The sequence below is a fragment of the Pinisolibacter sp. genome (assembly GCF_036782435.1).
In the GTDB taxonomy this organism is placed as follows: Bacteria; Pseudomonadota; Alphaproteobacteria; order Rhizobiales; family Ancalomicrobiaceae; genus CALBKH01.
Genome location: NZ_DAIPZB010000021.1, coordinates 37,563 through 59,259, shown reverse-complemented (window position 1 = coordinate 59,259; position 21,697 = coordinate 37,563). Strand labels below are relative to the sequence as shown.

Annotated in this window: 18 protein-coding genes; 8 read left to right on the top strand and 10 right to left on the bottom strand. The window is 68.6% G+C overall.

Annotated elements, in window-relative coordinates; genetic code table 11:
* Window positions 1–108: 108 nt before the first annotated feature.
* Together V7Q42_RS10960 and rplQ are read left to right on the top strand one after the other, a co-directional pair.
* Window positions 109–1,161: a DNA-directed RNA polymerase subunit alpha gene (locus V7Q42_RS10960; RefSeq protein WP_442958188.1), complete on the top strand. Its 1,053-nt coding sequence runs from the start codon at window positions 109–111 to the stop codon at window positions 1,159–1,161.
* A 282-nt stretch (window positions 1,162–1,443) separates the two neighbouring features.
* Window positions 1,444–1,860, top strand: a complete 417-nt coding sequence (gene rplQ, locus V7Q42_RS10955) for a 50S ribosomal protein L17 (RefSeq protein ID WP_333824092.1) — start codon at window positions 1,444–1,446, stop codon at window positions 1,858–1,860.
* A 125-nt stretch (window positions 1,861–1,985) separates the two neighbouring features.
* On the opposite strand, the gene V7Q42_RS10950 is transcribed toward rplQ, so the two are convergent.
* Window positions 1,986–2,402, bottom strand: a complete 417-nt coding sequence (locus V7Q42_RS10950; protein ID WP_333824091.1) for a winged helix-turn-helix transcriptional regulator — start codon at window positions 2,400–2,402, stop codon at window positions 1,986–1,988.
* Between the two features lie 104 nt (window positions 2,403–2,506).
* Here V7Q42_RS10950 and V7Q42_RS10945 point away from each other — a divergent pair, with 104 nt between their 5' ends.
* The 3 genes from V7Q42_RS10945 to V7Q42_RS10935 all read left to right on the top strand — a co-directional run bounded on the left by V7Q42_RS10945 (window position 2,507) and on the right by V7Q42_RS10935 (window position 6,283).
* The gene (locus V7Q42_RS10945) at window positions 2,507–3,262 is read left to right on the top strand and encodes an SDR family oxidoreductase (RefSeq protein WP_333824090.1); all 756 of its coding nucleotides are present in this window, start codon (window positions 2,507–2,509) and stop codon (window positions 3,260–3,262) included.
* Between the two features lie 161 nt (window positions 3,263–3,423).
* Window positions 3,424–4,824 (top strand): Do family serine endopeptidase, encoded by a 1,401-nt coding sequence (locus V7Q42_RS10940; RefSeq protein WP_333824088.1) that lies wholly within the window; start codon window positions 3,424–3,426, stop codon window positions 4,822–4,824.
* 148 nt (window positions 4,825–4,972) lie between these two features.
* Window positions 4,973–6,283, top strand: a complete 1,311-nt coding sequence (locus V7Q42_RS10935; RefSeq protein ID WP_333824087.1) for a replication-associated recombination protein A — start codon at window positions 4,973–4,975, stop codon at window positions 6,281–6,283.
* A 197-nt stretch (window positions 6,284–6,480) separates the two neighbouring features.
* Here the strand turns inward: V7Q42_RS10935 and V7Q42_RS10930 are convergent, their stop codons facing one another.
* The 3 genes from V7Q42_RS10930 to V7Q42_RS10920 are packed head-to-tail and all read right to left on the bottom strand — an operon-like array spanning window position 6,481 to window position 8,435.
* Window positions 6,481–7,035 (bottom strand): biotin transporter BioY, encoded by a 555-nt coding sequence (locus V7Q42_RS10930; RefSeq protein WP_333824085.1) that lies wholly within the window; start codon window positions 7,033–7,035, stop codon window positions 6,481–6,483.
* A 27-nt stretch (window positions 7,036–7,062) separates the two neighbouring features.
* A complete protein-coding gene (locus V7Q42_RS10925; protein ID WP_333824084.1) occupies window positions 7,063–7,698 on the bottom strand; it encodes an energy-coupling factor transporter transmembrane component T family protein in 636 nt (211 codons plus the stop codon).
* Complete coding sequence (locus tag V7Q42_RS10920) at window positions 7,695–8,435, bottom strand: energy-coupling factor ABC transporter ATP-binding protein (RefSeq protein WP_333824083.1); 741 nt, start codon at window positions 8,433–8,435, stop codon at window positions 7,695–7,697. The genes V7Q42_RS10925 and V7Q42_RS10920 overlap by 4 nt, the downstream gene beginning before the upstream one ends.
* Before the next feature lie 230 nt (window positions 8,436–8,665).
* On the opposite strand from V7Q42_RS10920, the gene crcB reads away from it, so the two are divergent.
* On the top strand, window positions 8,666–9,067 hold the full coding sequence (crcB, locus tag V7Q42_RS10915; protein ID WP_333824082.1) for a fluoride efflux transporter CrcB: 402 nt from the start codon (window positions 8,666–8,668) through the stop codon (window positions 9,065–9,067).
* Between the two features lie 61 nt (window positions 9,068–9,128).
* Window positions 9,129–10,133, top strand: coding sequence for an RluA family pseudouridine synthase (locus V7Q42_RS10910; protein ID WP_333824081.1), 1,005 nt, complete (start codon window positions 9,129–9,131; stop codon window positions 10,131–10,133).
* A 257-nt stretch (window positions 10,134–10,390) separates the two neighbouring features.
* Here the strand turns inward: V7Q42_RS10910 and katG are convergent, their stop codons facing one another.
* A complete protein-coding gene (gene katG, locus V7Q42_RS10905) occupies window positions 10,391–12,565 on the bottom strand; it encodes a catalase/peroxidase HPI (RefSeq protein ID WP_333824080.1) in 2,175 nt (724 codons plus the stop codon).
* A 168-nt stretch (window positions 12,566–12,733) separates the two neighbouring features.
* Here katG and V7Q42_RS10900 point away from each other — a divergent pair, with 168 nt between their 5' ends.
* Entirely contained in the window at window positions 12,734–13,630 is an 897-nt protein-coding gene (locus V7Q42_RS10900; RefSeq protein ID WP_333824079.1) for a hydrogen peroxide-inducible genes activator, read from the top strand.
* A gap of 40 nt (window positions 13,631–13,670) precedes the next feature.
* On the opposite strand, the gene V7Q42_RS10895 is transcribed toward V7Q42_RS10900, so the two are convergent.
* The 5 genes from V7Q42_RS10895 to V7Q42_RS10875 form a co-directional block, all read right to left on the bottom strand.
* A complete protein-coding gene (locus tag V7Q42_RS10895; RefSeq protein WP_333824078.1) occupies window positions 13,671–14,630 on the bottom strand; it encodes a D-2-hydroxyacid dehydrogenase in 960 nt (319 codons plus the stop codon).
* Window positions 14,631–14,707: 77 nt separating this feature from the next.
* Window positions 14,708–15,058, bottom strand: coding sequence for a RidA family protein (locus tag V7Q42_RS10890; RefSeq protein ID WP_333824077.1), 351 nt, complete (start codon window positions 15,056–15,058; stop codon window positions 14,708–14,710).
* 142 nt (window positions 15,059–15,200) lie between these two features.
* Window positions 15,201–17,465, bottom strand: a complete 2,265-nt coding sequence (locus V7Q42_RS10885; RefSeq protein WP_333824076.1) for a glycoside hydrolase family 3 N-terminal domain-containing protein — start codon at window positions 17,463–17,465, stop codon at window positions 15,201–15,203.
* Between the two features lie 136 nt (window positions 17,466–17,601).
* Window positions 17,602–18,732 carry a hypothetical protein gene (locus tag V7Q42_RS10880; protein ID WP_333824075.1) on the bottom strand — a complete coding sequence of 377 codons (1,131 nt, stop codon included), beginning with the start codon at window positions 18,730–18,732 and terminating at the stop codon, window positions 17,602–17,604.
* A 121-nt stretch (window positions 18,733–18,853) separates the two neighbouring features.
* Window positions 18,854–21,481 carry a hypothetical protein gene (locus V7Q42_RS10875; RefSeq protein WP_333824074.1) on the bottom strand — a complete coding sequence of 876 codons (2,628 nt, stop codon included), beginning with the start codon at window positions 21,479–21,481 and terminating at the stop codon, window positions 18,854–18,856.
* Window positions 21,482–21,697 lie beyond the last annotated feature (216 nt).

The window sequence follows — 21,697 nt, the reverse complement described above, 5'->3', positions numbered from 1 at the left end:
TAGCCGCGCGTCTCGGGTTTCGAGCGGCGGGTCGTCTCCCCGCCGCATCGTCGTTTTCAGATCACGAACCAGGGCCGGAAGGCGGGCAGGGTGGAAGACGCCACCGATATCCCGCCGCGAGCCCTTCGAGGTGCGAACGTGACCATCCACAAGAACTGGCAAGAGCTGATCCGCCCGAACAAGCTCGAGGTGAAGCCCGGCGACGACGCCAAGCGTCTCGCCACCGTGGTCGCCGAGCCGCTGGAGCGGGGCTTCGGCCTCACCCTCGGCAACGCGCTGCGCCGCGTGCTTCTGTCCTCGCTCCAGGGCGCGGCCGTGACCGCCGTCCAGATCGACGGCGTCCTGCACGAGTTCTCCTCGATCCCCGGCGTGCGTGAGGACGTGACCGACATCGTCCTCAACATCAAGGAGATCTCGGTCAAGATGCAGGGCGAGGGTCCCAAGCGCATGGTCGTGCGCAAGCAGGGCCCGGGCGTCGTCACCGCCGGCGACATCCAGACCGTCGGCGACATCGAGATCCTCAATCCGGAGCTGGTCATCTGCACCCTCGACGAGGGCGCCGAGATCCGCATGGAGCTGACCGTCGCCACCGGCAAGGGCTACGTCCCGGCCGACCGCAACCGTCCCGAGGACGCTCCGATCGGCATGATCCCGGTCGACAGCCTCTATTCGCCGGTCAAGAAGGTCTCCTACAAGGTCGAGAACACCCGTGAGGGCCAGGTTCTCGACTACGACAAGCTGACGCTGTCGGTCGAGACCGACGGTTCCGTCTCGCCGGACGACGCGGTCGCCTACGCCGCCCGCATCCTGCAGGACCAGCTGGCGATCTTCGTGAACTTCGAAGAGCCGCGGAAGGCCGAGGTCGAGGAGAAGATCCCGGAGCTCGCCTTCAACCCGGCGCTGCTCAAGAAGGTCGACGAGCTCGAACTGTCGGTGCGTTCGGCGAACTGCCTGAAGAACGACAACATCGTCTACATCGGCGACCTCATCCAGAAGACCGAAGCCGAGATGCTCCGCACCCCGAACTTCGGCCGCAAGTCGCTCAACGAGATCAAGGAAGTTCTCGCCCAGATGGGTCTCCATCTCGGCATGGAGGTCACCAACTGGCCGCCGGAGAACATCGAAGAGCTCGCCAAGCGCTACGAAGATCACCAGCTCTGAGTTTTTCCCGAAAGGGGACTTCTCGAGCGGTTCTCGAGGCTGTAAGACGCCTCTCGAAATTCGGATCGGGGTTCGCCCCGGTCCCACACTCCTCGAACGGCCCGGTGTTGTCGGAGGGGAGGGTTACAGAGACTTCCAAGCCCGGACGCACAATACCCGGGGTGCCACGGTGACGAACCGGGGCTCCCGTCGCGTACGGGAGAACCGACCACCGCAGCGCCGATCGCGAGATCGCCGCACGAGGGCAGGGGAGACCCGGCCCGCAGCACCCGGAGAAGACCGATGCGTCACGGCAACGCTGGCCGCAAGTTCAACCGCACCTGGGAACATCGCAAGGCGATGTTCGCCAACATGGCGGCCTCCCTCATCACCCACGAGCAGATCGTCACCACCCTGCCGAAGGCGAAGGACCTGCGTCCGATCGTCGAGAAGCTGGTGACGCTGGCCAAGCGCGGCGACCTCAACTCCCGCCGCAACGCCGTCGCCCAGATCCGCGACGAGAAGGCCGTCAAGAAGCTCTTCGACGTCATCGGCCCGCGCTACAAGGACCGCAACGGCGGCTACACCCGCGTCCTCAAGGCCGGCTTCCGTCACGGTGACAACGCCGCCGTCGGCGTCATCGAGTTCGTCGATCGCGACGTCGCCGCCAAGGGCGCCGAGGACCGCGCCCGCCGCGAGGCCGAAGAAGCGGCCGAGTGATCGGCTCGCCTCGGTGAGAATTCGAAGGGCGCCCGCGAGGGCGCCCTTTTCGCATTCGGGGCCGATGCACCTGTTTCGGGGCGGTGCTCCGTCTCGAACCATCGCTCACGGACATCGCACCTCGATCACCGCCGTTCTCGCGCATCGAACGCCGCCCGTGCCGCGTCGATCCGTTCGCGGTTCTCCGCCGCCCAGGTCCACACCCCGCAGAAGGCCGCGCCGAGCGAGTGACCGAGGTCGGTCAGCGCGTAGTCGACGTGCGGCGGCACCACGGGATGGACGGTGCGGGAGACGAGCCCCAGCCGCTCCATGTCGCGCAGGGTCTTGGTCAGCATCTTCTGGCTGATGTCGCCGACCGCCTTGCCGATCCGGCCGAAGCGCATGACGCCGCCCTCGGTCAGCGCCTCGAGGATCAAGAGCGTCCACTTGTCCGCCACCTGACCGATGATCGCCGTCACCAGCGCCTCGACCGCGGGGTCCTCGGGCGAGGGGCTGTTGCACGCCGGGGCGAAGAGCGAGTCGGCCTGCGACTTGTCCGTCATTCGACACTCTCTTTCTGGTAAGTATAGATATTTCGAGTGCCTTCTTACCAATAGAGAGCATGGATCCTATTCTTGCCTCACGCAACCGAAGAAAGGGGCCACCCATGAAGTTCGAAGACCGCACCCTCCTCGTCACCGGCGGCGCCAGCGGCATCGGCCGCGGCCTCGCCGAAGCGCTCCACGCCCGCGGCGCCCGGGTGATCATCGCCGGCCGTCGCGCCGATCTGCTCGCCGAAGTCACGGCGGTGAACCCCGGCATGGCGTCGATGGTCCTCGACGTGACCAGCGCCGAGGCGATCGCCGATTTCGCCGCCCGCCTGGTCGCCGCCCACCCGGATCTCGACGGGGTGGTCAACAACGCCGGCATCATGCGCAGGGAGGACGTCACCACGCCCGCTCATCTCGCCGACGCCGAGGCGACCGTCGTCACCAACCTGCTCGGCCCGATCCGGCTGACGGCGCACCTGTTGCCGCATCTGACGAGCCGACCGCGGGCGACCGTGATCAACGTCACCTCCGGCCTCGCCTTCGTGCCGCTGGCGGCGACGCCGACCTATTCGGCGACCAAGGCGGCGCTGCACTCCTACTCCGAGTCGCTGCGCCATCAGTTGGCGGGCACCTCGGTCGAGGTGGTCGAACTGGCGCCGCCCTATGTCCAGACGACGCTGCTCGGCGACTTCCAGGCGTCCGATCCGAATGCCATGCCGCTCGCCGATTTCATCACCGAGGTCATGGGCATCCTCTCGGCCGAGCCGACCCCGCCGGAAGTGATCGTCGAGCGCTGCCGGACGCTGCGCCACGCCGCCGAGCGCGGCGCCTACGCTGCGGTCTTCGCCGGCGTCAACGGCCAGCACCTCTGAGCGACGGCTCGCGACGAGATGAAGCAAGAGGGCGGCTCGGCCGCCCTCTTCCGCGTTTTCGCCACGAGGGGAGGGCAAGGAGAAGTCCCCACACGAGCGCCGCGACTGGCGCGCGCCCGCCCGACGTCCTACATCTCGACGACCATTCGGAGAATCGTTCGATGAAGGCGAAGACCCTCGTTTCCCTCGCGTTCGCGGCGCTGTTCGTCGCGCCGATCGCCGCGATCGCCCAGACCACCGTGGTGCCCGAGAACCGTGCCCAGATCGCGTTGTCCTTCGCGCCGATCGTCCGCAAGGTCGCCCCGGCGGTCGTCAACGTCTACGCCACCCGCAAGGTGCAGCAACAGGCGATGTCGCCGCTCTTCGACGATCCGCTGTTCCGCCAGTTCTTCGGCGGCGGCGGCATGCCGCGGTCGCGGATGGAATCGTCGCTCGGCTCCGGCACCATCGTCGACCGCTCCGGCCTGATCGTCACCAACCACCACGTCATCAAGGACGCCACCGACGTGAAGGTGGCGCTCGCCGACAAGCGCGAGTTCGAGGCCGACATCGTCCTCAAGGACGAGCGCACCGACCTCGCGGTGATCAAGATCCGCGACAAGGGCGACTATCCCTTCGCCGAGATCGGCGACAGCGAGGGCCTCCAGGTCGGCGATCTGGTGCTCGCCATCGGCAATCCCTTCGGCGTCGGCCAAACGGTGACCCAGGGCATCGTCTCGGCGCTCGCCCGCACCCAGGTCGGCGTCGCCGACTATCGCTTCTTCATCCAGACCGACGCGGCGATCAATCCCGGCAACTCCGGCGGCGCGCTGGTCGATCTCCAGGGCCGCCTCGTCGGCGTGCCCTCGGCGATCTATTCGAAGTCCGGCGGCTCGATCGGCATCGGTTTCGCCATTCCCGCGACCACCGTCCGCTTCGTCGTCGATCAGGCCAAGACCGGCAACAAGGTGCGCCGCCCCTGGCTCGGCGCCACCCTCGAGAACGTCACCGCCGACGTCGCCGAGAGCCTCGGCCTGCCACGGCCGCAGGGCGTGCTGGTTGCCGGCGTCGTCGCCGGCGGGCCGGCGGCGCAGGCCGGCCTCAAGGTCGGCGATCTCCTGCTCACCATCGATGGTCACGAGGTCGACGATCCCGACAGCTTCGGTTTCCGCTTCGGCAACCGTCCGCTCGGTGGCGCGGTGAAGGTCGAGGTGCGGCGCGGCAAGACGCAGGGCGTCGTCGACATCGCCTCGCTCGCCGCGCCGGAAACCGTGCCGCGCGACCAACGCGTCATCGAGGGCTCGTCGCCCTTCGCCGGGTCGACGGTGGTCAACCTGTCTCCGGCGGTCTCCGAAGAACTGCGTCTGCCCTTCGACTTGCGGGGCGTCGCGGTCGCCGATGTCGTCGCCGGCTCGCCGGCCTCGCGCGTCGGCTTCCAGAAGGGCGACCTGATCCTCGAGATCAACGGCGTGAGGATCGGCGACACGCGCACCCTGTTGCAGGCGGCGCAGGCCGACACCTACCTCTGGCGTCTGGTCATCCAACGCGACGGCCAGCAGGTGAGATTGGCGTTCAGAGGGTGAGGAGCGGTCCGAGCCGGCGGCTCGGACACGAAGCTCCGGTGGAGCTTCGTGAGCGACGAACGCCCCGAGCCACGCGAGGGGCCGGAAGAGGAGCGGTCCGGGTCGGTAGGCAGAACGACCGGCAGGGAGCCGAAAAGGAACTCGGGACATGTCCGATCTCTTTGCCGCCGCCGGTCTCGAACGTGCCGCCCCGCGGCCGCTCGCCGATCGGCTGCGGCCGAAGCGGCTCGCCGACGTCGTCGGGCAGGACCATCTCGTCGGCGAGGGCGGCACCATCACCCGCATGCTGCGATCCGGCTCGCTCGGCTCGCTGATCTTCTGGGGTCCGCCGGGGACGGGTAAGACCACCGTGGCGCGCCTCCTCGCCCACGAGACCGACCTCGAATTCGAACAGGTCTCGGCGATCTTCACCGGCGTCGCCGACCTGAAGAAGGTGTTCGAGGCGGCGCGCGGTCGCCGTTCGCTCGGGCGTGGCACGCTGCTCTTCGTCGACGAGATCCATCGCTTCAATCGCGCCCAGCTCGACAGCTTCCTGCCCGTCATGGAGGACGGCACCATCGTGCTGGTCGGCGCGACCACCGAGAACCCGTCCTTCGAACTCAATGCGGCGCTGCTCTCCCGCGCCCATGTCCTGTCCTTCAAGTCGCTCGACGAGGCGGCGATCGCCAAGCTGCTCGACCGCGCCGAGGCCGAACTCGCCCGCCCGCTGCCGCTCGACGACGAGGCTCGCGCCGTCCTCGTGCGCATGGCCGACGGCGACGGCCGCGCCGCGCTGACCCTCGCCGAGGACGTGCTGCGCGCCGCCCACGAAGGTGAGATCTTCGATGCGGCGACGCTGCAGGATGTCGTCCAGCGACGCGCGCCGATCTACGACAAGAGCCAGGACGGCCACTACAATCTGATGTCGGCGCTGCACAAGTCGGTGCGCGGCTCCGACCCCGATGCGGCGCTCTACTACCTCGCCCGCATGTTCGACGCCGGCGAATCGCCGCTCTACATCGCCCGCCGCATCGTCCGCATGGCGGTCGAGGACATCGGGCTGGCCGATCCGCAGGCGCTGGTGGTCGCCAATGCGGCGAAGGACGCCTTCGATTTTCTCGGCAGCCCCGAGGGCGAGTTGGCGATCGCCCAGGCGCTGGTCTATGTCGCGACCGCGCCGAAGTCGAACGCCGTCTACACCGCCTACAAGGCGGCGACCAGGGCTGCGAAGGAGGCCGGCTCGCTGCCGCCTCCGAAACACATCCTCAACGCGCCGACCAAGCTGATGAAGTCGGAAGGTTACTCCGAGGGCTACCTCTACGACCACGACCAGCCCGACGCCTTCTCCGGCCAGGACTACTTCCCCGAAAAACTCGGCCGCAAGCGCTTCTACGATCCGCCGGAGCGCGGCTTCGAACGCGAGATCCGCAAGCGGCTGGAGTACTGGGCGCGGTTGAGACGGGAGCGCGGCGGGGGGTGAGGTCGGGGCGCGATGCTTCGAGACGCGCTCGTTCCGAGCGCTCCTCAGCATGAGGCGTCGATGAATGGTCGAACCAAAACAAACGCCTCATGCTGAGGAGGCGTCCGGGAGGACGCCGTCTCGAAGCATCGTGTACGTCTTCGATCAGCTCTCGATCCGCCCCTTGCGACGGGAAGTGAGGAGCGGGACCCACCCCCTCACCGCCGCTCGATCGCCACCGCCTGACGCACCTTCACCGTCACCAGGGCCGCGACGATCGCCTTGGCGAGGTCGCCGGGGACGAAGGGCAGCGACACCATGAAGGCCTTGGCGAGCCCCATCTTGACGAAGAAGGCGAGCCACAGGATGCCGCAGAGGTAGAGCACGACGATGCCGCCGGCGATCGCCGCAAGCGTCAGCTGCGCGGTGCGGACCAGCGTCGACTTCTCCGTCGCCTCGAGCACCTGGGCGAGGAAGCCGGTGACGAAGGCGGCGAGGACCCAGCCGAAGAGGAAGCCGGCCGTCGGCCCGACGAAGACGGCGAGACCGCCGCGTCCGCCCGACAGCACCGGCAGTCCGAGGGCCACCAGCGCGATCACCACCAGAACCGTCGCCGCGCCGCGCCGCGGGCCGAGGACGAGGCCGGCGAGCATCACGCCCATCGACTGCAGCGTGATCGGCACGCCGCCGGCGAGCGGGATCGCCGGCACGGCGCCGAGGGCGACGATGACGGCGGCCATCAGGGCGACGAGGCCCAGGTCACGGGTGGTCATGGCGATCGTACCTTTCCTGGGGCCGGTTCACCGGCGCTCGTTGGTCGATGAAACGGCATGTTCGGGCGGAAAACCGCGCGCGTCGATCGCGTCGGCGAGCGCTTCCGAGCGCACGATCACCCGCACCATCAGCGGTACCACCAGCGCCACGATCGAGCCCTCGAGCCCCCGCGCCGCCTGCGCCTCGCGGATGGCGCGGGCCTCCTCGACGATCAACGGCACGAAGCGAATGGCGAGCGTCACGGTGAGTGCCGCACGGGTGGCATCGAGGAGCCCGAGGCGCTCGGCCGGCCGGAACAGCCGCTCGAGCACCTCGCCGAGTTCCGCCGTGGACGTGGTCACCGTCACCGCATGGGCGAGAAGCGCGATCGCGCCGAGCCGCAGCACCACGGTCACCGCCGTGGCGCGATCGACCATCACCCAGTCGGCGAGGCCGAGGACGGCGAGCACGACGGCCGGCCCGCGCAGGTCTCGTCCGATCGCGGCGAAGCTCGCCCCGGTCGAGCGCGCCACGGCGAGCGCGGCGACGAAAGCGGCGGCGAGGAGGCCGTGATGGTCGACGAAGAAGAGGGCGGTCGCCGCGACCGCGAGGCCGAGAAGCTTCGGCGCAGCGGGGGTGCGGTGGAGGGCGGAGGTGCCGGGCCGGGCGAGGGCGGCGATCATCGGCTCGCCTCGCGATGGCGCGCCAGCGTCTCCGCCGCCGGGCCGTCGTGGACGATCCGCCCGGCCTCGATCAGGACGACCCGCGGGAAGTCGGCGAGGAGATCGAGGTCGTGGGAGACGACGATCGCCTGTTCGGGCATCGCATGAAGAACATCGCGCAAGCGATTCCGGTTCTTCAGATCGAGGTGCGCCGTGGGTTCGTCGAAGAGCACCGTCTTCGGCGTGAGCGCCAACACCCCGGCGAGCGCCACGAGTTGCTTCTCGCCGCCGGAAAGCTCGTGGATGCGCCGGTCGGCGAGGTGGCCGATGGCGAGCCGCGTCAGCGCCGCGTCGACGCGGGCCCCGATCTCGGCTTTCGAAAAGCCGTGGTTCTTCAGCCCGAAGGCGAGATCCTCGCCGACCAGCGGCATGACGATCTGGTTGTCCGGGTCCTGGAACAGGAAGCCGGTCGAGCGGCGGACGGCGCGCGCCTCGCCGACCGCGTCGCGGCCGTCGACGGTGATCGTCCCGGCCGTCGGCTTCACCAGCCCGATGATGCACTTGAGCAGCGTCGACTTGCCCGAGCCGTTGAGCCCGACGATACCGATGCGGGTCTCCTCGAAGCCGATCGACAGCCGATCGAGCGCCGTGCGCCCGTCGCGCACGACCGAGACGCCGGAAAAGACGATGGTCTGGGCGAGCGCGTCGCGGTCGGCGCCGTCCGCGCCCCCGGCGCGCTCCGGGCTCGTGTCGCTCATGTCGTTCCTTCGTCGCGGGGCGCTCGGCACCCGAGTAGCGGGCGCGACGGCCGTCGACCGGTCACGGCCGCCCGCGAGGCGCGCGATGTTTGGAGGGGGAGGGCCGGGGTGTCAAGCCGCTCGCCGATACATCAGCGAACGCGAATTCGCCGGTTTCCGCCACGCGGCAGGTGACAGGCGGCGCGGATGGGCGCATTGAAATGACACCTCGCATCGACACGGAATCGCCCATGCCGCTGCAGCTCCAGTTCCTCCTCCTCGTCTTCCTCGGCGGCGGCCTCGGTTCGACGCTGCGCTACGGCGTCAATCTGACGACGGTCGCCTGGTTCGGACCGCATTTTCCCTGGGGGACGCTGACGGTCAACGTCGTCGGCTCGGCGGTGATGGGCGCCTTCGCCGGCTACCTCCTGACCCGTGAGCCCGGCACCGGTTCGGATGCGCTGCGCCTCTTCTTCATGACCGGCCTGCTCGGCGGCTTCACCACCTTCTCCGCCTTTTCGCTCGACGTCGTCGTGCTGTGGCAGCGCGGCGCGGCGGTGACGGCGGTCGGCTACGTGCTCGCCTCCGTCGCGGTGTCGCTTCTGGCGCTCCTCGCCGGCATGGCGGCGACGAAGGCCATCATGGTGCCGTGAGGCGCGCCCGCGCTTGCGTCCCGGCGTGCTTTCCGTCATGACGAGGCCTCACGAGGATCCCATGGCAGGCGTAGCGAACATCACCGTCGGCGGGGACGAGGCAGGCATGCGCCTCGACCGCTGGTTCAAGGCTCATTATCCCGGTCTCTCCCACGTCGCGTTGCAGAAGCTTCTGCGCACGGGGCAGGTGCGCCTCGACGGCAAGCGCTGCGAGACCTCGACCCGGGTCGAGCCCGGCAACGTCGTGCGCGTGCCGCCGCTCGCCACCGACGCCAAGAACCTGCCCGATCGCGAACCGAAGCCGGAGAAGCCGCTCGAGGGCGATGCGGCGTTCCTGAAGTCGCTGGTGCTGTGGGAAGACGACGACGTCATGGTGCTGAACAAGCCGGCCGGCCTGTCGGTGCAGGGCGGCTCCGGCGTCCATCGCCATGTCGATGCGATGCTCCAGAGCCTCGTCGACAAGCGCGGCAACGTCCCCCGTCTCGTCCATCGTCTCGACAAGGACACCGCCGGCTGTCTGGTGATCGCCAAGCGCCGCCTCGTCGCGGCGGAACTGGCGGCGCTCTTCCGTTCGCGCAACGCCAAGAAGACCTACTGGGCGCTCTGCGCCGGCGTGCCCCACCCCAAGCAGGGCAAGATCTCGACCTGGCTCACCCGCGACGAGGAGAAGGACGGCGAGAAGATGCGCGTCGCCCGTCACGGCGAAGAGGGGGCGAGCCACGCGCTCACCCACTATTCGGTGGTCGACGTCGCCGGCCAGAAGCTGTCGTGGCTGAGCCTCAAGCCGGTCACCGGCCGCACCCACCAGCTGCGCGCCCACACCGCCCACATCGGCCACCCGATCGTCGGCGACCCGAAGTACTTCGACAAGCGCGACTGGGAGCTGCCCGGCGGCATGCAGAACAAGCTGCATCTTCTCGCCCGCCGCATCGTCCTGCCGCACCCGAAGGGCAAGGGCGTCATCGACGTCACCGCGCCGCTGCCGCCGCACATGCTCCAGTCGTGGAACCTGCTCGGCTTCGACGCGTCGAGCTACGATCCGGACCTCGACGGCGACGAGGACTGATACCATCGGCCATTGAAAACGGCCGACGGTATTTCTGACGCGAATTTCTCATGCCTCTGACGCATATGAGAAATTCGCGTGTCTCCAAGAGCCGGGTGCGCCAGCACCTTCGGCCTCTGGTATGAGCGACCCGCGCCTCGCCCCGAAAATGCGCCCGCCGGAGCGAGGTCGAGACCTCGTCCGGCGGGTGTCTTCGTCTCGGGCGACGTCGATGGAACCGGCGTCGCGTCGTTTCGATCGGGCGGGAAGACCCCGCCTCAGGCCGCGTCGAACCGATCGGCGTTCATCACCTTGGTCCAGGCCGCGACGAAGTCCTTCACGAACTTCTCCGCGTTGTCGTCCTGGGCGAGGACTTCGGCATAGGCGCGCAGGATCGAGTTCGAACCGAAGACGAGGTCGACGCGGGTCGCCGTCCACTTCTTCGCCCCGCTGCGGCGGTCGCGGATCTCGTAGAGACCGTTCCCGACCGGGACCCAGGTGTTGCCCATGTCCGTCAGGTTGGTGAAGAAGTCGGTGGTCAACGCTCCGACCTGATCGGTGAAGACGCCGTGCCTGGCGCCGCCGTGGTTGGCGCCGATGACGCGCAGTCCGCCGACGAGCACCGTCATCTCCGGCCCGCTCAGGCCCATGAGCTGCGCCCTGTCGAGCAGCAGTTCCTCGGCGCTGACGGCGTAGTCCTTCTTCACCCAGTTGCGGAAGCCGTCGTGGATCGGCTCCAGCACCGCGAAGGAGTCCTGGTCGGTCATCTCCTGCGAGGCATCGCCGCGACCCGGCGTGAACGGAACCGCGACGTCGACGCCCGCGGCCTTGGCCGCCAGTTCCACGCCGACGTTGCCGGCCAGCACGATGATGTCGGCGATGCTCGCACCGACACTCGAGGCGACCGCCTCGAGGACGACCAACACCTTGGCCAGACGCGCCGGTTCGTTGCCCTCCCAGTCCTTCTGCGGAGCGAGGCGGATACGCGCACCGTTGGCGCCGCCGCGGAAGTCGGAACCGCGGAAGGTGCGGGCGCTGTCCCAGGCGGTCGCCACCAGATCGGCGACGGAGAGACCGCTCGCGACGATCTTCGCCTTGGCGGCGGCGACGTCCCAGTCGGTGCGCCCGGCCGGAACCGGATCCTGCCAGATCAGGTCCTCCGCCGGCACGTCGGGTCCGACGTGGCGCGACTTCGGCCCCATGTCACGATGGGTCAGCTTGTACCAGGCGCGGGCGAAGACCTCGCTGAACCGGGCGTGATCCTGCCGGAAACGCTCGGAGATGGCGCGATAGGTCGGATCGAAGCGCATCGCCATGTCGGCGTCGGTCATGATCGGCTTGCGGCGGATCGACGGATCCTCCACGTCGGCCGGCATGTCCTCCTCGCGGATGCCGATCGGCTCCCACTGCCAGGCGCCGGCCGGCGACTTCTGCAGCCACCAGTCGTAGTCGAACAGCAGCTTGAAGTAGCCGTTGTCCCACTTGGTCGGGTTGGTGGTCCAGGCGCCTTCGATACCGCTGGTGACGGTGTCGCGGCCGATGCCGCGGGCGGTGTGGTTGATCCAGCCCAGGCCCTGCTCGGTGATGTCGGCGCCTTCAGGGGCCGGGCCCAGATTCTCCGCCCGGCCGTTGCCGTGAGCCTTGCCGATGGTGTGGCCGCCGGCGGTGAGGGCGACGGTCTCCTCGTCGTCCATGCCCATGCGGGCGAAGGTCTCGCGCACCTGGAGCGCCGTCTTCAGCGGATCGGGCTTGCCGTTGACGCCTTCCGGGTTGACGTAGATCAGACCCATCTGCACCGCGGCCAGCGGGTTCTCCATGGTCGAGGGATCGGCGACATCGCCGTAGCGCTCGTCGCTCGGCGCCAGCCATTCCTTCTCGGCGCCCCAGTAGACGTCCTTCTCGGGATGCCAGATGTCGGGGCGGCCGAAGCTGAAGCCGAAGGTCCTCAGACCTACCGCCTCGTAGGCCATCGTTCCGGCGAGCAGGATCAGGTCGGCCCAGCTGAGCTTGTTGCCGTACTTCTTCTTGATCGGCCACAGCAGTCGCCGCGCCTTGTCGAGGTTGCCGTTGTCCGGCCAGGAATTGAGCGGCGCGAAGCGGATGTTGCCGGAATTGCCGCCGCCGCGGCCGTCGGCGGCGCGATAGGAGCCGGCCGAATGCCAGGCCAGGCGCACCATCAGGCCGGCATAGTTGCCCCAATCGGCCGGCCACCAGTCCTGATTGTCGGTCATCAGGGCGCGGACGTCGGCCTTCACCGCTTCGAAATCGAGCGTCTTCACCGCCTCCGCATAGTCGAAGTCGCCGCCCATCGGATCGCTCTTGCGATCGTGCTGATGGAGGATGTCGAGGTTCAGCACATTCGGCCACCAATCGGCGTTCGATTTGGTACCGGCGGTCGTCGCGCCGTGCATGACCGGGCATTTCCCGGCCGAACTGGTTCCGTTGCCACTCATGATGTCCTCCGCTGAGTCTCGAAATCGGGGTTTGCGACGTCGGCGCCTTCCGAGGCACATCCCCAGGAGGGCTGCGCGACGTCGATCCATCGTCGAACGAACAACCGGTATCATGTTCGAACGATTAGAAAAAATTTCATTTTCAAATAATTCTGATAGGATATTCTAATGACCATGATCTCGATGAAACATCTGCGTTATTTCGAAGCCGTGGCGCGGCTCGGCCATTTCGGCCGCGCCGCCGAGAGCTGTTCGATCTCCCAACCGGCGCTGTCGTTGCAGGTGAAGGAGCTCGAGGACATCCTCGGCGCGCCGCTGATCGAACGCGGCGGGCGGCGGATCCGTCTGACCGACCTCGGTGAGGCCTTCGCGGCGCGGGCGCGGGACATCCTGCGATCGGTCGACGAACTGGACGAATTGGCGAGGTTCTCCCGAGCCCCGTTCACCGGCCGGCTCCGGCTGGGGGTCATCCCTACCATCGCGCCCTATCTGCTGCCCGCCTTCGTCAAGGCGTTGGCCGTGCGCCATCCCGGGCTCGACCTGCGCCCGCGCGAGGCGATGACGCGGATCCTGGTCGCCGACCTCCTCGACGGTCGGCTCGACGCGGCGATCCTCGCGCTGCCGATCTCCGAGCCGTCGCTGGTCGAGGTCCCGCTCTTCTCGGAGGAGTTCCTGCTGGTCCGTCCGAGCGGGGCGGACGGCGATCCTGCGCCGACCGCCGGCGCGCTCTCCGAGATGCGGTTGATGTTGCTCGAGGAAGGCCACTGCTTCCGCGATCAGGCGATCGCCTATTGCGGCATTCCGACGATGCGATCCGGCGGCCTGATCGAGGGCAGTTCGCTGTCGACGTTGGTGCAGTTGGTCGGAGTGGGGATCGGCGTGACCCTGGTTCCGGAAATGGCCGTGCCGATCGAGACGCGATCGGCTCCGGTCTCCGTCGTTCGCCTGCGCGAGCCGAGGCCGACGCGGACGGTCGGCATGATCTGGCGGCGGACGAACCCGCTGGCCGATCAGCTCGAAGCGATCGCCGATCTGGTGCGCGGCCTCGGCGAGGCGGCGCGCTGACGTCGCGGCGTCGGTCTCGAACCGCGAGGTGGCGGCGACCTCACCCGACGACGAGGTTGCGCGGGTTTCCGGCGACGAAGGCTTCGATGTTGTCGATCATCTGATCGGCCAGCACCTGCTGCGCCTCGATCGACGCCCAGGCGGTGTGCGGCGTGACGATGACGTTCGGCCGCTGCGCCAGCCGCATGATCGGCGCGTCCATCGGCGGCGGTTCCGGCAGGGTGACGTCGAGACCGGCGGCCGAGACCAGCCCCTCGTCGAGGGCGCGTTCGAGGTCGACCTCGTCGACGAGACCACCCCGCGCCGTGTTGACGACGATCGGCCGCCGCTTCATCCGCCGGAACTCCGGCATCGCCACCAGCCCGCGCGTCTCCGCGGTCAACGGGCAGTGGAAGGTGAGGACGTCGGCGGTCTCGATCGCCTCGTCGAAGGACACGCGGCCCGGGCCGCCGTCGCGAGCGCCCTTGCGCCCGACGAAGACCACGTCCATGCCGAAGGCGCGGCCGAGTTCGGCGACGCGGCCGCCGAGCGAGCCCGAACCGAAGACCGCGAGCCGGCGGCCGGCGAGATCGGTGATCGGGTAGGTGAAGTAGCTGAACTGCTCGGCCTGTTGCCACCCTCCGCCGAGCACGTCGGCGCGATAGGGCACGATCGAGCGGGCGAGCGCCAGGATCAGCGCGAAGGTGTGCTCCGGCACGGTCGTCGTCGCGTAGCCGCGAATGTTGGCGACGGCGACGCCGTGGGCGGCGGCGGCCTGCTTGTCGATACAGTCGGTGCCGGTCGCCGCCATGGCGATCAGCTTCAGGTCCGGCAACGCCGCGAAGGTGTCGGCGCCGATGTTCACCTTGTTGACGATCAGGATCGAGGCGCCTTTCGCCCGCTCGATCACCTGATCGGCCCTCGTCTTCGGATACTCCTCCCAGTCGTGGGCGAAGTCCGGCCGGCGCACCCGCACCGCGGGCGCGAGCGTGTCGCGTTCGAGGAAGACGATGCGCTGCATTCACGCCTCCTGGCGTCGGAGCCGATCGGACGAGGGCGACGTCGCGGCCGCGTCTCCACGGCCGCGACGATGCGGGATCAGATCGCCGCGATCACCGCGATCTCGACCTTGTAGACCCGCGCCGCGAGGTTCGCCTCGACGGTGGCGCGCGCCGGCGTGGCGCCGGGGACGACCCAGACGTCCCACTGGGCGTTCATCTCGGCGAAGGTGGCGATGTCCGAGAGATAGATCGTGGCGGAGAGGAGCTTCGACTTGTCGGTGCCGGCCTGGGCGAGCAGCGCGTCGATCTGGGCGAGGATCTGGCGGGTCTGTTCGCCGACCGACGCGCCATCCGGGTTCGCCGCGACCTGACCGGCGAGATAGACGGTGTTGCCGTGGACCACGGCCTGGGACATGCGCGGACCGACCTCGATGCGGGTGATGCTCATTCTTCTTCCTCGATCGTCTCGATGGGGTGGTGCCGCACCGGTCGAAACCGGCGTTCGAACGGCGCGAAGGCGGTGATCCTAACCACCACGGTCGATTTGTCGAGGAAGCGGTCGGAGAATGGCCGAGCGCGTGACGAATGCCTCAGGGGCGCTTCCCGGGCTTCGCCGCTTCATCCCGATCGACGCAAGGGATCGGCGCCGCCCACGGCGGCACTTTCGAACCCGAGGTCACCTCGAGATCGGTGAAGGCCTCCGCCGTCGCGTCCTTGCCGGCGAAGACGCGGAAGGTGCCCGGCTCGACCACGTAGGAGCCGTCCTCGACGTGGAAGCCGAGAGAGGCGATGCGGATCGGCACCGCGACCTCGCGCGTCTCGCCCGGCGCCAGATCGACCTGAGCGTAACCCTTCAACTCGCGCGACGGACGCGACCGCGAGGCGATGACGTCGTTGACATAGACCTGCACCGTCTCGCGCACCGCCATCCGGCCCGAATTGGTCACCGAGACGACGACCTTCACCGTGTCCTCCGCCTTCGCCGTCGCCTTGTCGAGGCGCGGGGCGGAGACGGTGGTCGTGCCGTAGGAGAGGCCGTAGCCGAAGGGGAAACGCGGCGTCCAGGCGATGTCGATGTACTTGTTGGTCCACTTGTCGTCGGCGCTCGCCGGCCGTCCGGTGGGCAGCCGGTCGTAGGAGAGCGGCAACTGGCCGGTCGAGCGCGGCCACGTCAGCGGCAGTCGCGCCGACGGCGAGACGTCGCCGAACAGCACCTCGGCCGCGCCGATCGCCCCGTAGGTGCCGGGAAACCACACCATGGCGATGGCGTCGACCTTGTCGATGATGGTCTCGACCAGCATCGGCCGGCCACCGGTCAGCAGCACCACGACGGGTTTGCCGGTCGCCGCCAGAGCCTCGACCAGCTTCACCTGCGGAGCCGAGAGGGCGAGATCGGCACGCGCCGCCGCCTCGCCCGATTCCTCGTAGGTCTCGCCGACCACGACGACGATCACGTCGGCCTCGCCCGCCGCCTTCGCGGCGTCCGCGATGGTCGCCTCGTCGGTCTCGGCCGGGAAACGGCAGGCGCCGCACGCCGCGAGATAGTCGACGCTCGCCCCGGCCTTCGCCGCCCGTTCGGTGATGGCGGCGCGCAGCGTGACGATGTCGCCCATCTGGCTCAGCGCCGGATGCGGCCCCATGTGGTCGCGCGGGCTGTCGGCGAGCCCGCCGACGACCGCCAGACGCTTGACCCCGGCGAGCGGCAACCGGTCCTTCGGATTGTGGAGGAGCAGGGTGGTCCGCCGTCCCATCTCGATCGCGATCTCGCGCCCGCGCCGGTCGAGCTTCGCCTGGGCCGCCTTCGCCGCCTCCGGATCGAGATGCATGCGCTTCTCCAGATCCGCCTCGAACTTGACCCTCAGCACCCGGCGCACCGCCTCGTCGAGCCGCGCCTTCGACACCTTCCCCTGCGCGATCGCCGTCGGCAGGTACTTGCGGAAGAAGTCCGACGCCATGTCGAGATCGACACCGGCGTTGAAGGTGGCGACGGTGAGATCGAGCGGATCCGGCGACAGGCCGTGGTTCTTGAGCTGATCGATCGCCCCCCAATCGGAGGTGACGAGGCCGCGGAACTTCATGTCGCGCCGCAGGATGTCGTCGAGCAGATGGCGGTTGGCGGTCGCCGGCACGCCGTTGAAGGCGTTGAACGACGACATCACCGTCTGCGCCCCGGCGGCGATCGCCGCGCGGAACGGCGGCAACACCCGGTCGCGCAGGAACGGCTCGCCCATCTCCACCGCGTCGTAGTCGCGCCCACCTTCGCCGAAGCCGTAGGCGACGAAGTGCTTCGCCGTGGCGACGAGCCCTCCGGCGCGCAGTCCCTCGACCCGCGCTCCGGCGAGACAGGAGGCGAGATGGACATCCTCGCCGGCGCCCTCGACGACGCGGCCCCAACGCGGATCGCGATTGAGGTCGACCATCGGCGCATAGGTCCAGTTGGTGCCGGCGGCGACGGATTCGAGCGCCGCCTGTTCCGACGCCGCCCGGTTGAGAGCGAGGTCGAACGAGGCCGCCTGTCCGAGCGGCGGCACGAACAGCGTGCGGTTGCCGTAGATGATGTCGGTGCCGTGCAGCAGCGGGATCTTCAGTCGCGACTTGCGCCAGGCGGCGAGCACCTTGGCGAACTCCGGCGCGGTGCCGAAGTTCATGACGTTGCCGTAGGCGCCGGAGGTGACCTTGTCGTAGTCGAAGACTTCGGCGATCGAGGCGAGGGTGACCTGCCCGATCTTGTCCTCGAGCGTCATCTTCCGCATCAAAGCGTCGATGCGCCGATCGATCGCGTCGGCGTGCGCCTGCGACGCGAAGCCGGCGACGAGCGCCGCGGCGAGTGAGACCGCCGACCACCTCGGACTCATGAACGTCCCCCGAAACCCGCGCCGCTTCGCGGTGCGTTCCATCCGACGCTCGTGTGTGCGATGCGCCGCCGGCCGGCAAGATGGTCGAACCCGATCTCGTCGGCAAGCGGCGCTCCGTCGTTCTCCTCGATCATGTTCAGCGGGGGGCCTTCCGCTTCTTGGCGCCGCTCTTGCCGCCCTTCTTCCCCTTCGTCGCCTTCTCCGCTTCGGTGTAGGCGGAGAGTTGCCCCTCCCGGTCCCAGTCGACCGAGAAGCACTTGGCGTAGTTCTCCTTGGAGATGGCCGGGTCGGTGGCGCATTCGTGGAACGGCACCAGATCCTCGGCGTCGCGATAATAGGCGTAAGGGGCGATGAGGAAGCGCCCCGATCCGTCGGCGAGGCCGCCGTAGCGGTCGATCTTGCCCTTCATCTTGGGATCGAAGGCGATGATCGCGTCGCGTAGCGTGTCGCCCTCGAGGAAGGCGTCGGGCAGCTGATCGAACGGTCCGTCGTAGGCGTTGTTGACCCGCGAATTGCCCTCGAACACGCCGATCAGGATCTTCCGGTCGGTGCGGCGGTCGATGTAGTAGGCGAAGCCCGAGCGCTTGCCGATCAGCGTGCGCCCGTTCTCGCGCGTCCCGAGGAACTCCTCGAGCGGCGGCCCGGTCTCGTCGAGGATGTAGTGGAAGACCTTGGCCTTCGGGTTCCACACCAGGAAGAAGCGCACGGCGCTGTCGTCGAACACCGGCCCGATGTAGGTCTCTTCGGGCAAGACGGCGTCCGGCGGCGGCTTCACCCCCTTCATGTCGTTGATCTCGAACAGCACCGAGCGCCCGTCGACCGTCATCCGGTAGAGGAAGGGCTCGACCTTCTCGAGCTTCACGCCCTGCTTCTCGTCGAGCAGCAGGTAGGACATCTGCGGCTCCTCGCGCCATTCCGAGAGATCCTCGAAATAGGCGAAATGCACCTTACCGGCGTCGCGGTCCTTGGCGTCGAGGCGGATGTTGCCGGCGAACTTCACGCCGCGGTGGAGGAAGGAGAAGTACCAGTAGCTCTCCGTCGGCCAGACCTTCACCCGGTCCGGCATTTGCGAGAACACCCAGGAGAACATCGCCCGCGTGTCGTCGATCGGCAACTCGCCGCTCCGCAACACGTCCTCGACGAAGCCCTGATGCGGCACGAGACGGGGCGGGGAGGGTCCCTCGGCGAGTGCCGGGGCGAGCCCGACGCCGAGGCCGAGAAGCAGTCCGAGCCCGAGAAATGCGGAACGCGGTGTGGCGATCGTCATGGTCGACCTCGCGAGATCTCCGGTCGTGACCGGTCGAGAATGCGACGGCCGCGGGTCGGTTGGCCCGCGGCCGTCTGGTTCGCTTCGGAACGGGTGCATTCACCCGTTCAGGGCAGGCGGATCACCGGGGCTGCTGCGGCCGGAGGACCCGCTGACCGCCCATGGACCGCCCCGGCGTTTGCCGCTGGATCCGCGGGGTGGAACGCTGGACCCGTGGGGTGGAGCGCTGGACCCGTGGGGTGGAGCGCCGGACCCGCGGGGTGGAGCGCTGGACCCGTGGGGTGGAACGCTGGACCCGCGGGGTGGAACGCTGGACCCGCGGGGTGGTGCGGCGAACCGTGGGCGGACGGCGGACCGAACCGGCCGGGCGATGGACCGCGGTCGGCGGACGGCGGACCGATCCGGCCGGGCGATGCACCGCGGCCGGCGGCCGGCGGACCGAGCCCGGAGGCCGGTGGACCGACCCGACCGGACGATGGAGCGCGCCCGGCGGCCGGATCAACGAACCCGGAGGGCGGTGGACCGAGCCGGCGGGGCGATGCGCCGAGCCGAGCGGCCGATGTGTCGACCCGATCGGACGATGCGGGGTCATCCGCGGTCCGTGGACCGACCCACGCGGGACGTGGACCGAACCCGGCGGACGATGGATCGAACCGCGCGGTCTATGAACCGACCCGATCGGCCTGTGCAGCGAGCCGAGTGGCCGGTGGACCGAGCCGCGAGGCAGATGCACCGAACCCGGCGGACGATGGATCGAACCGCGCGGTCGGTGGATCGAGCCGATCGGCCTGTGCAGCGAGCCGCGTGGGAAGTGCAGCGAACCGATCGGACGATGCGCCGAGCCGATCGGCCGGTGCCACGACCCGACCGGACGATGCAGCGGCCGGCTGGCCACCACGTCGTGCGACCGCCAACGATTGTGGCTTCTCAGCCGATCGTGGCTCCACCACGGATTGTGCGAGGCGATGCGGTAGTGGCTCGACCGGGCTCCGTGCGACGCGATGGTCGCATGGGTGAGCACCGGGTCGTGACCTTCGATCACCGTCACCACGCCGATCTGCGGCCGACGGATGACCGGCAGCAGTTCGGTGGAGCGCGGCGCCCGCGGCGCGTTGCAGATCGCGTAGATCGCGACGTCACCGATGTTGGTGGCGTCGTTGCGCACGAATTCCTCCTGGATTGGAGCGCCCGATCCGTCGAGGTTGCGGTCGGCGTCGATCATGTAGGACTGATCGGGGCCGGAGGCCACATAGGGGACACCCTGTTGCGGATAGGCGGCGAAGGCACCGCTCGGCGCCAGTTCGCCCACCGCGTTCTCGGGCAGGCCCTGCAGGCCGTGGACTTCCGAAGGATCGGCACCCGCCGCGATCGCGGAGGCCGAGACGGCTTCTCCTTCTGCGCCATCCGGAGCGCGGCACGGACCGTCGGGCGAGCACAGGGCGTCGCCGGTGATCCACACGAACTGACCGGGGGCGTTGCGGTCGATGGTCGAGAAGTCGGTCTTGTAGCCGTAGCCGAAGGCCGCACCACCGGCGCTGCCCGCTCTCATGAAGGGCACGCCGTCCTTGTACCGATCGTAGAAGCCGACGTCGTAACGGCCGACCGGCTGCCAGCTGCCGGCCTGATCCATCTCGTAGCGCAGGGTGCGCGCTTCGTGTGGATAGGCGAAGGCTTCCGGCGTGCCGAGACCGAGGTTGCGATGGCCGCCGCGTTCGGAGACCAGCATCACCGGGGTGCTCGCGCATTCGTCGAAGGTGATGTCGGCGACCGGCCGGCTGTAACCGGCGCGGCCGACGTCCTTCGCCTCGACGAAGAAGTCGGGCAGCACGAATTCGCGGCGGACGTCTTCCGCGTCGAAAGCGCCGTCGAACGTCAGACCGACCGACCACACCGCACTACGCTTGTCGGTTTCGTCGGCCCCGTCCCAGTTCGCACCGGCACCCGGGCCGCTCCACACCGCGTAGTAGAGGCGGCGATCGGTCGACCCCGGCGCCACTCGGACGCCGACACCCCAGATCCGCCGTCCGGACGGGGCGAGGTTCCAGCACGCCGGGGTCTTGTCGAACGGACCGGCGGCGCAGTCGCTCATCTTGGCCCGCGACGCCGGGTCGAAGGCGATCGGCGGCAGGCTGCTGCTCTGTCCGCTCTCCACATCGGTGAACCTGGCGCGACCGGCGGTCCCGTGATCCCAGTATCCGAGGTCGACACCGGAGGTGGCGTCGATCCGATGGATCATGCCCGTCTCCATGTCGGAGACGTAGATCATCGAGATGGTCTTGTCGTAGGCCATGTTGCCGAGGCTCGCGCCGCTGTTCGACCGGCCGTTGAGCCGGACGTCGGCGAAGGGCTGCGCCCGTCCACCGGCGGCGTCGATCCGCCAGATGGTTCCCGGACCACCGCCGGGACCCCACATGCCGGGCATCCACTGTCCACCCTGGACGGTGTGGAGGCCGAAGGCCGAGGTGGCGGAGAGATAGATGTTCGGCGGGCTGGCGCCGTCGAGCACCACGCCGAAGACCTGGCCGACTTCGGCGGCGGTCACCGGCCTGTGTTGCGGTTCGTCCACCCAGTGCTCACCCTGCGGCGGGCGGCCGGGGGAACGGATGTCGACGATGCTGCCGACGGTGCCGGAGGGGTTGATCGCGGCTCCGGCCGCTCCGGCGCTCACGCCGGAGAAGCGAGTGAGAAAGGCCTCTCCGGGCTGCATCGTCTGTTGCGCCCACACGGCCGTGGTCGTGAGGCAGATCACCGCGAGCGAAATCGTCGAAGCCAGTATCGGCCTCGTTCGTCGCTGTGTCGAATGAATGGCGGCGGAAGTGGAGCCCCGCCACGAGCTCATCGCTTCGGGCATGTTCGTCTCCTTCCACATGTCGCGTCGTTCTGATCTTGATTTCTGCGACTTTTCTATTTTCGACCCTCGAGGCCACTTTTGTCGATAGGGAGTTGCACCGACCCCGTGAACCCT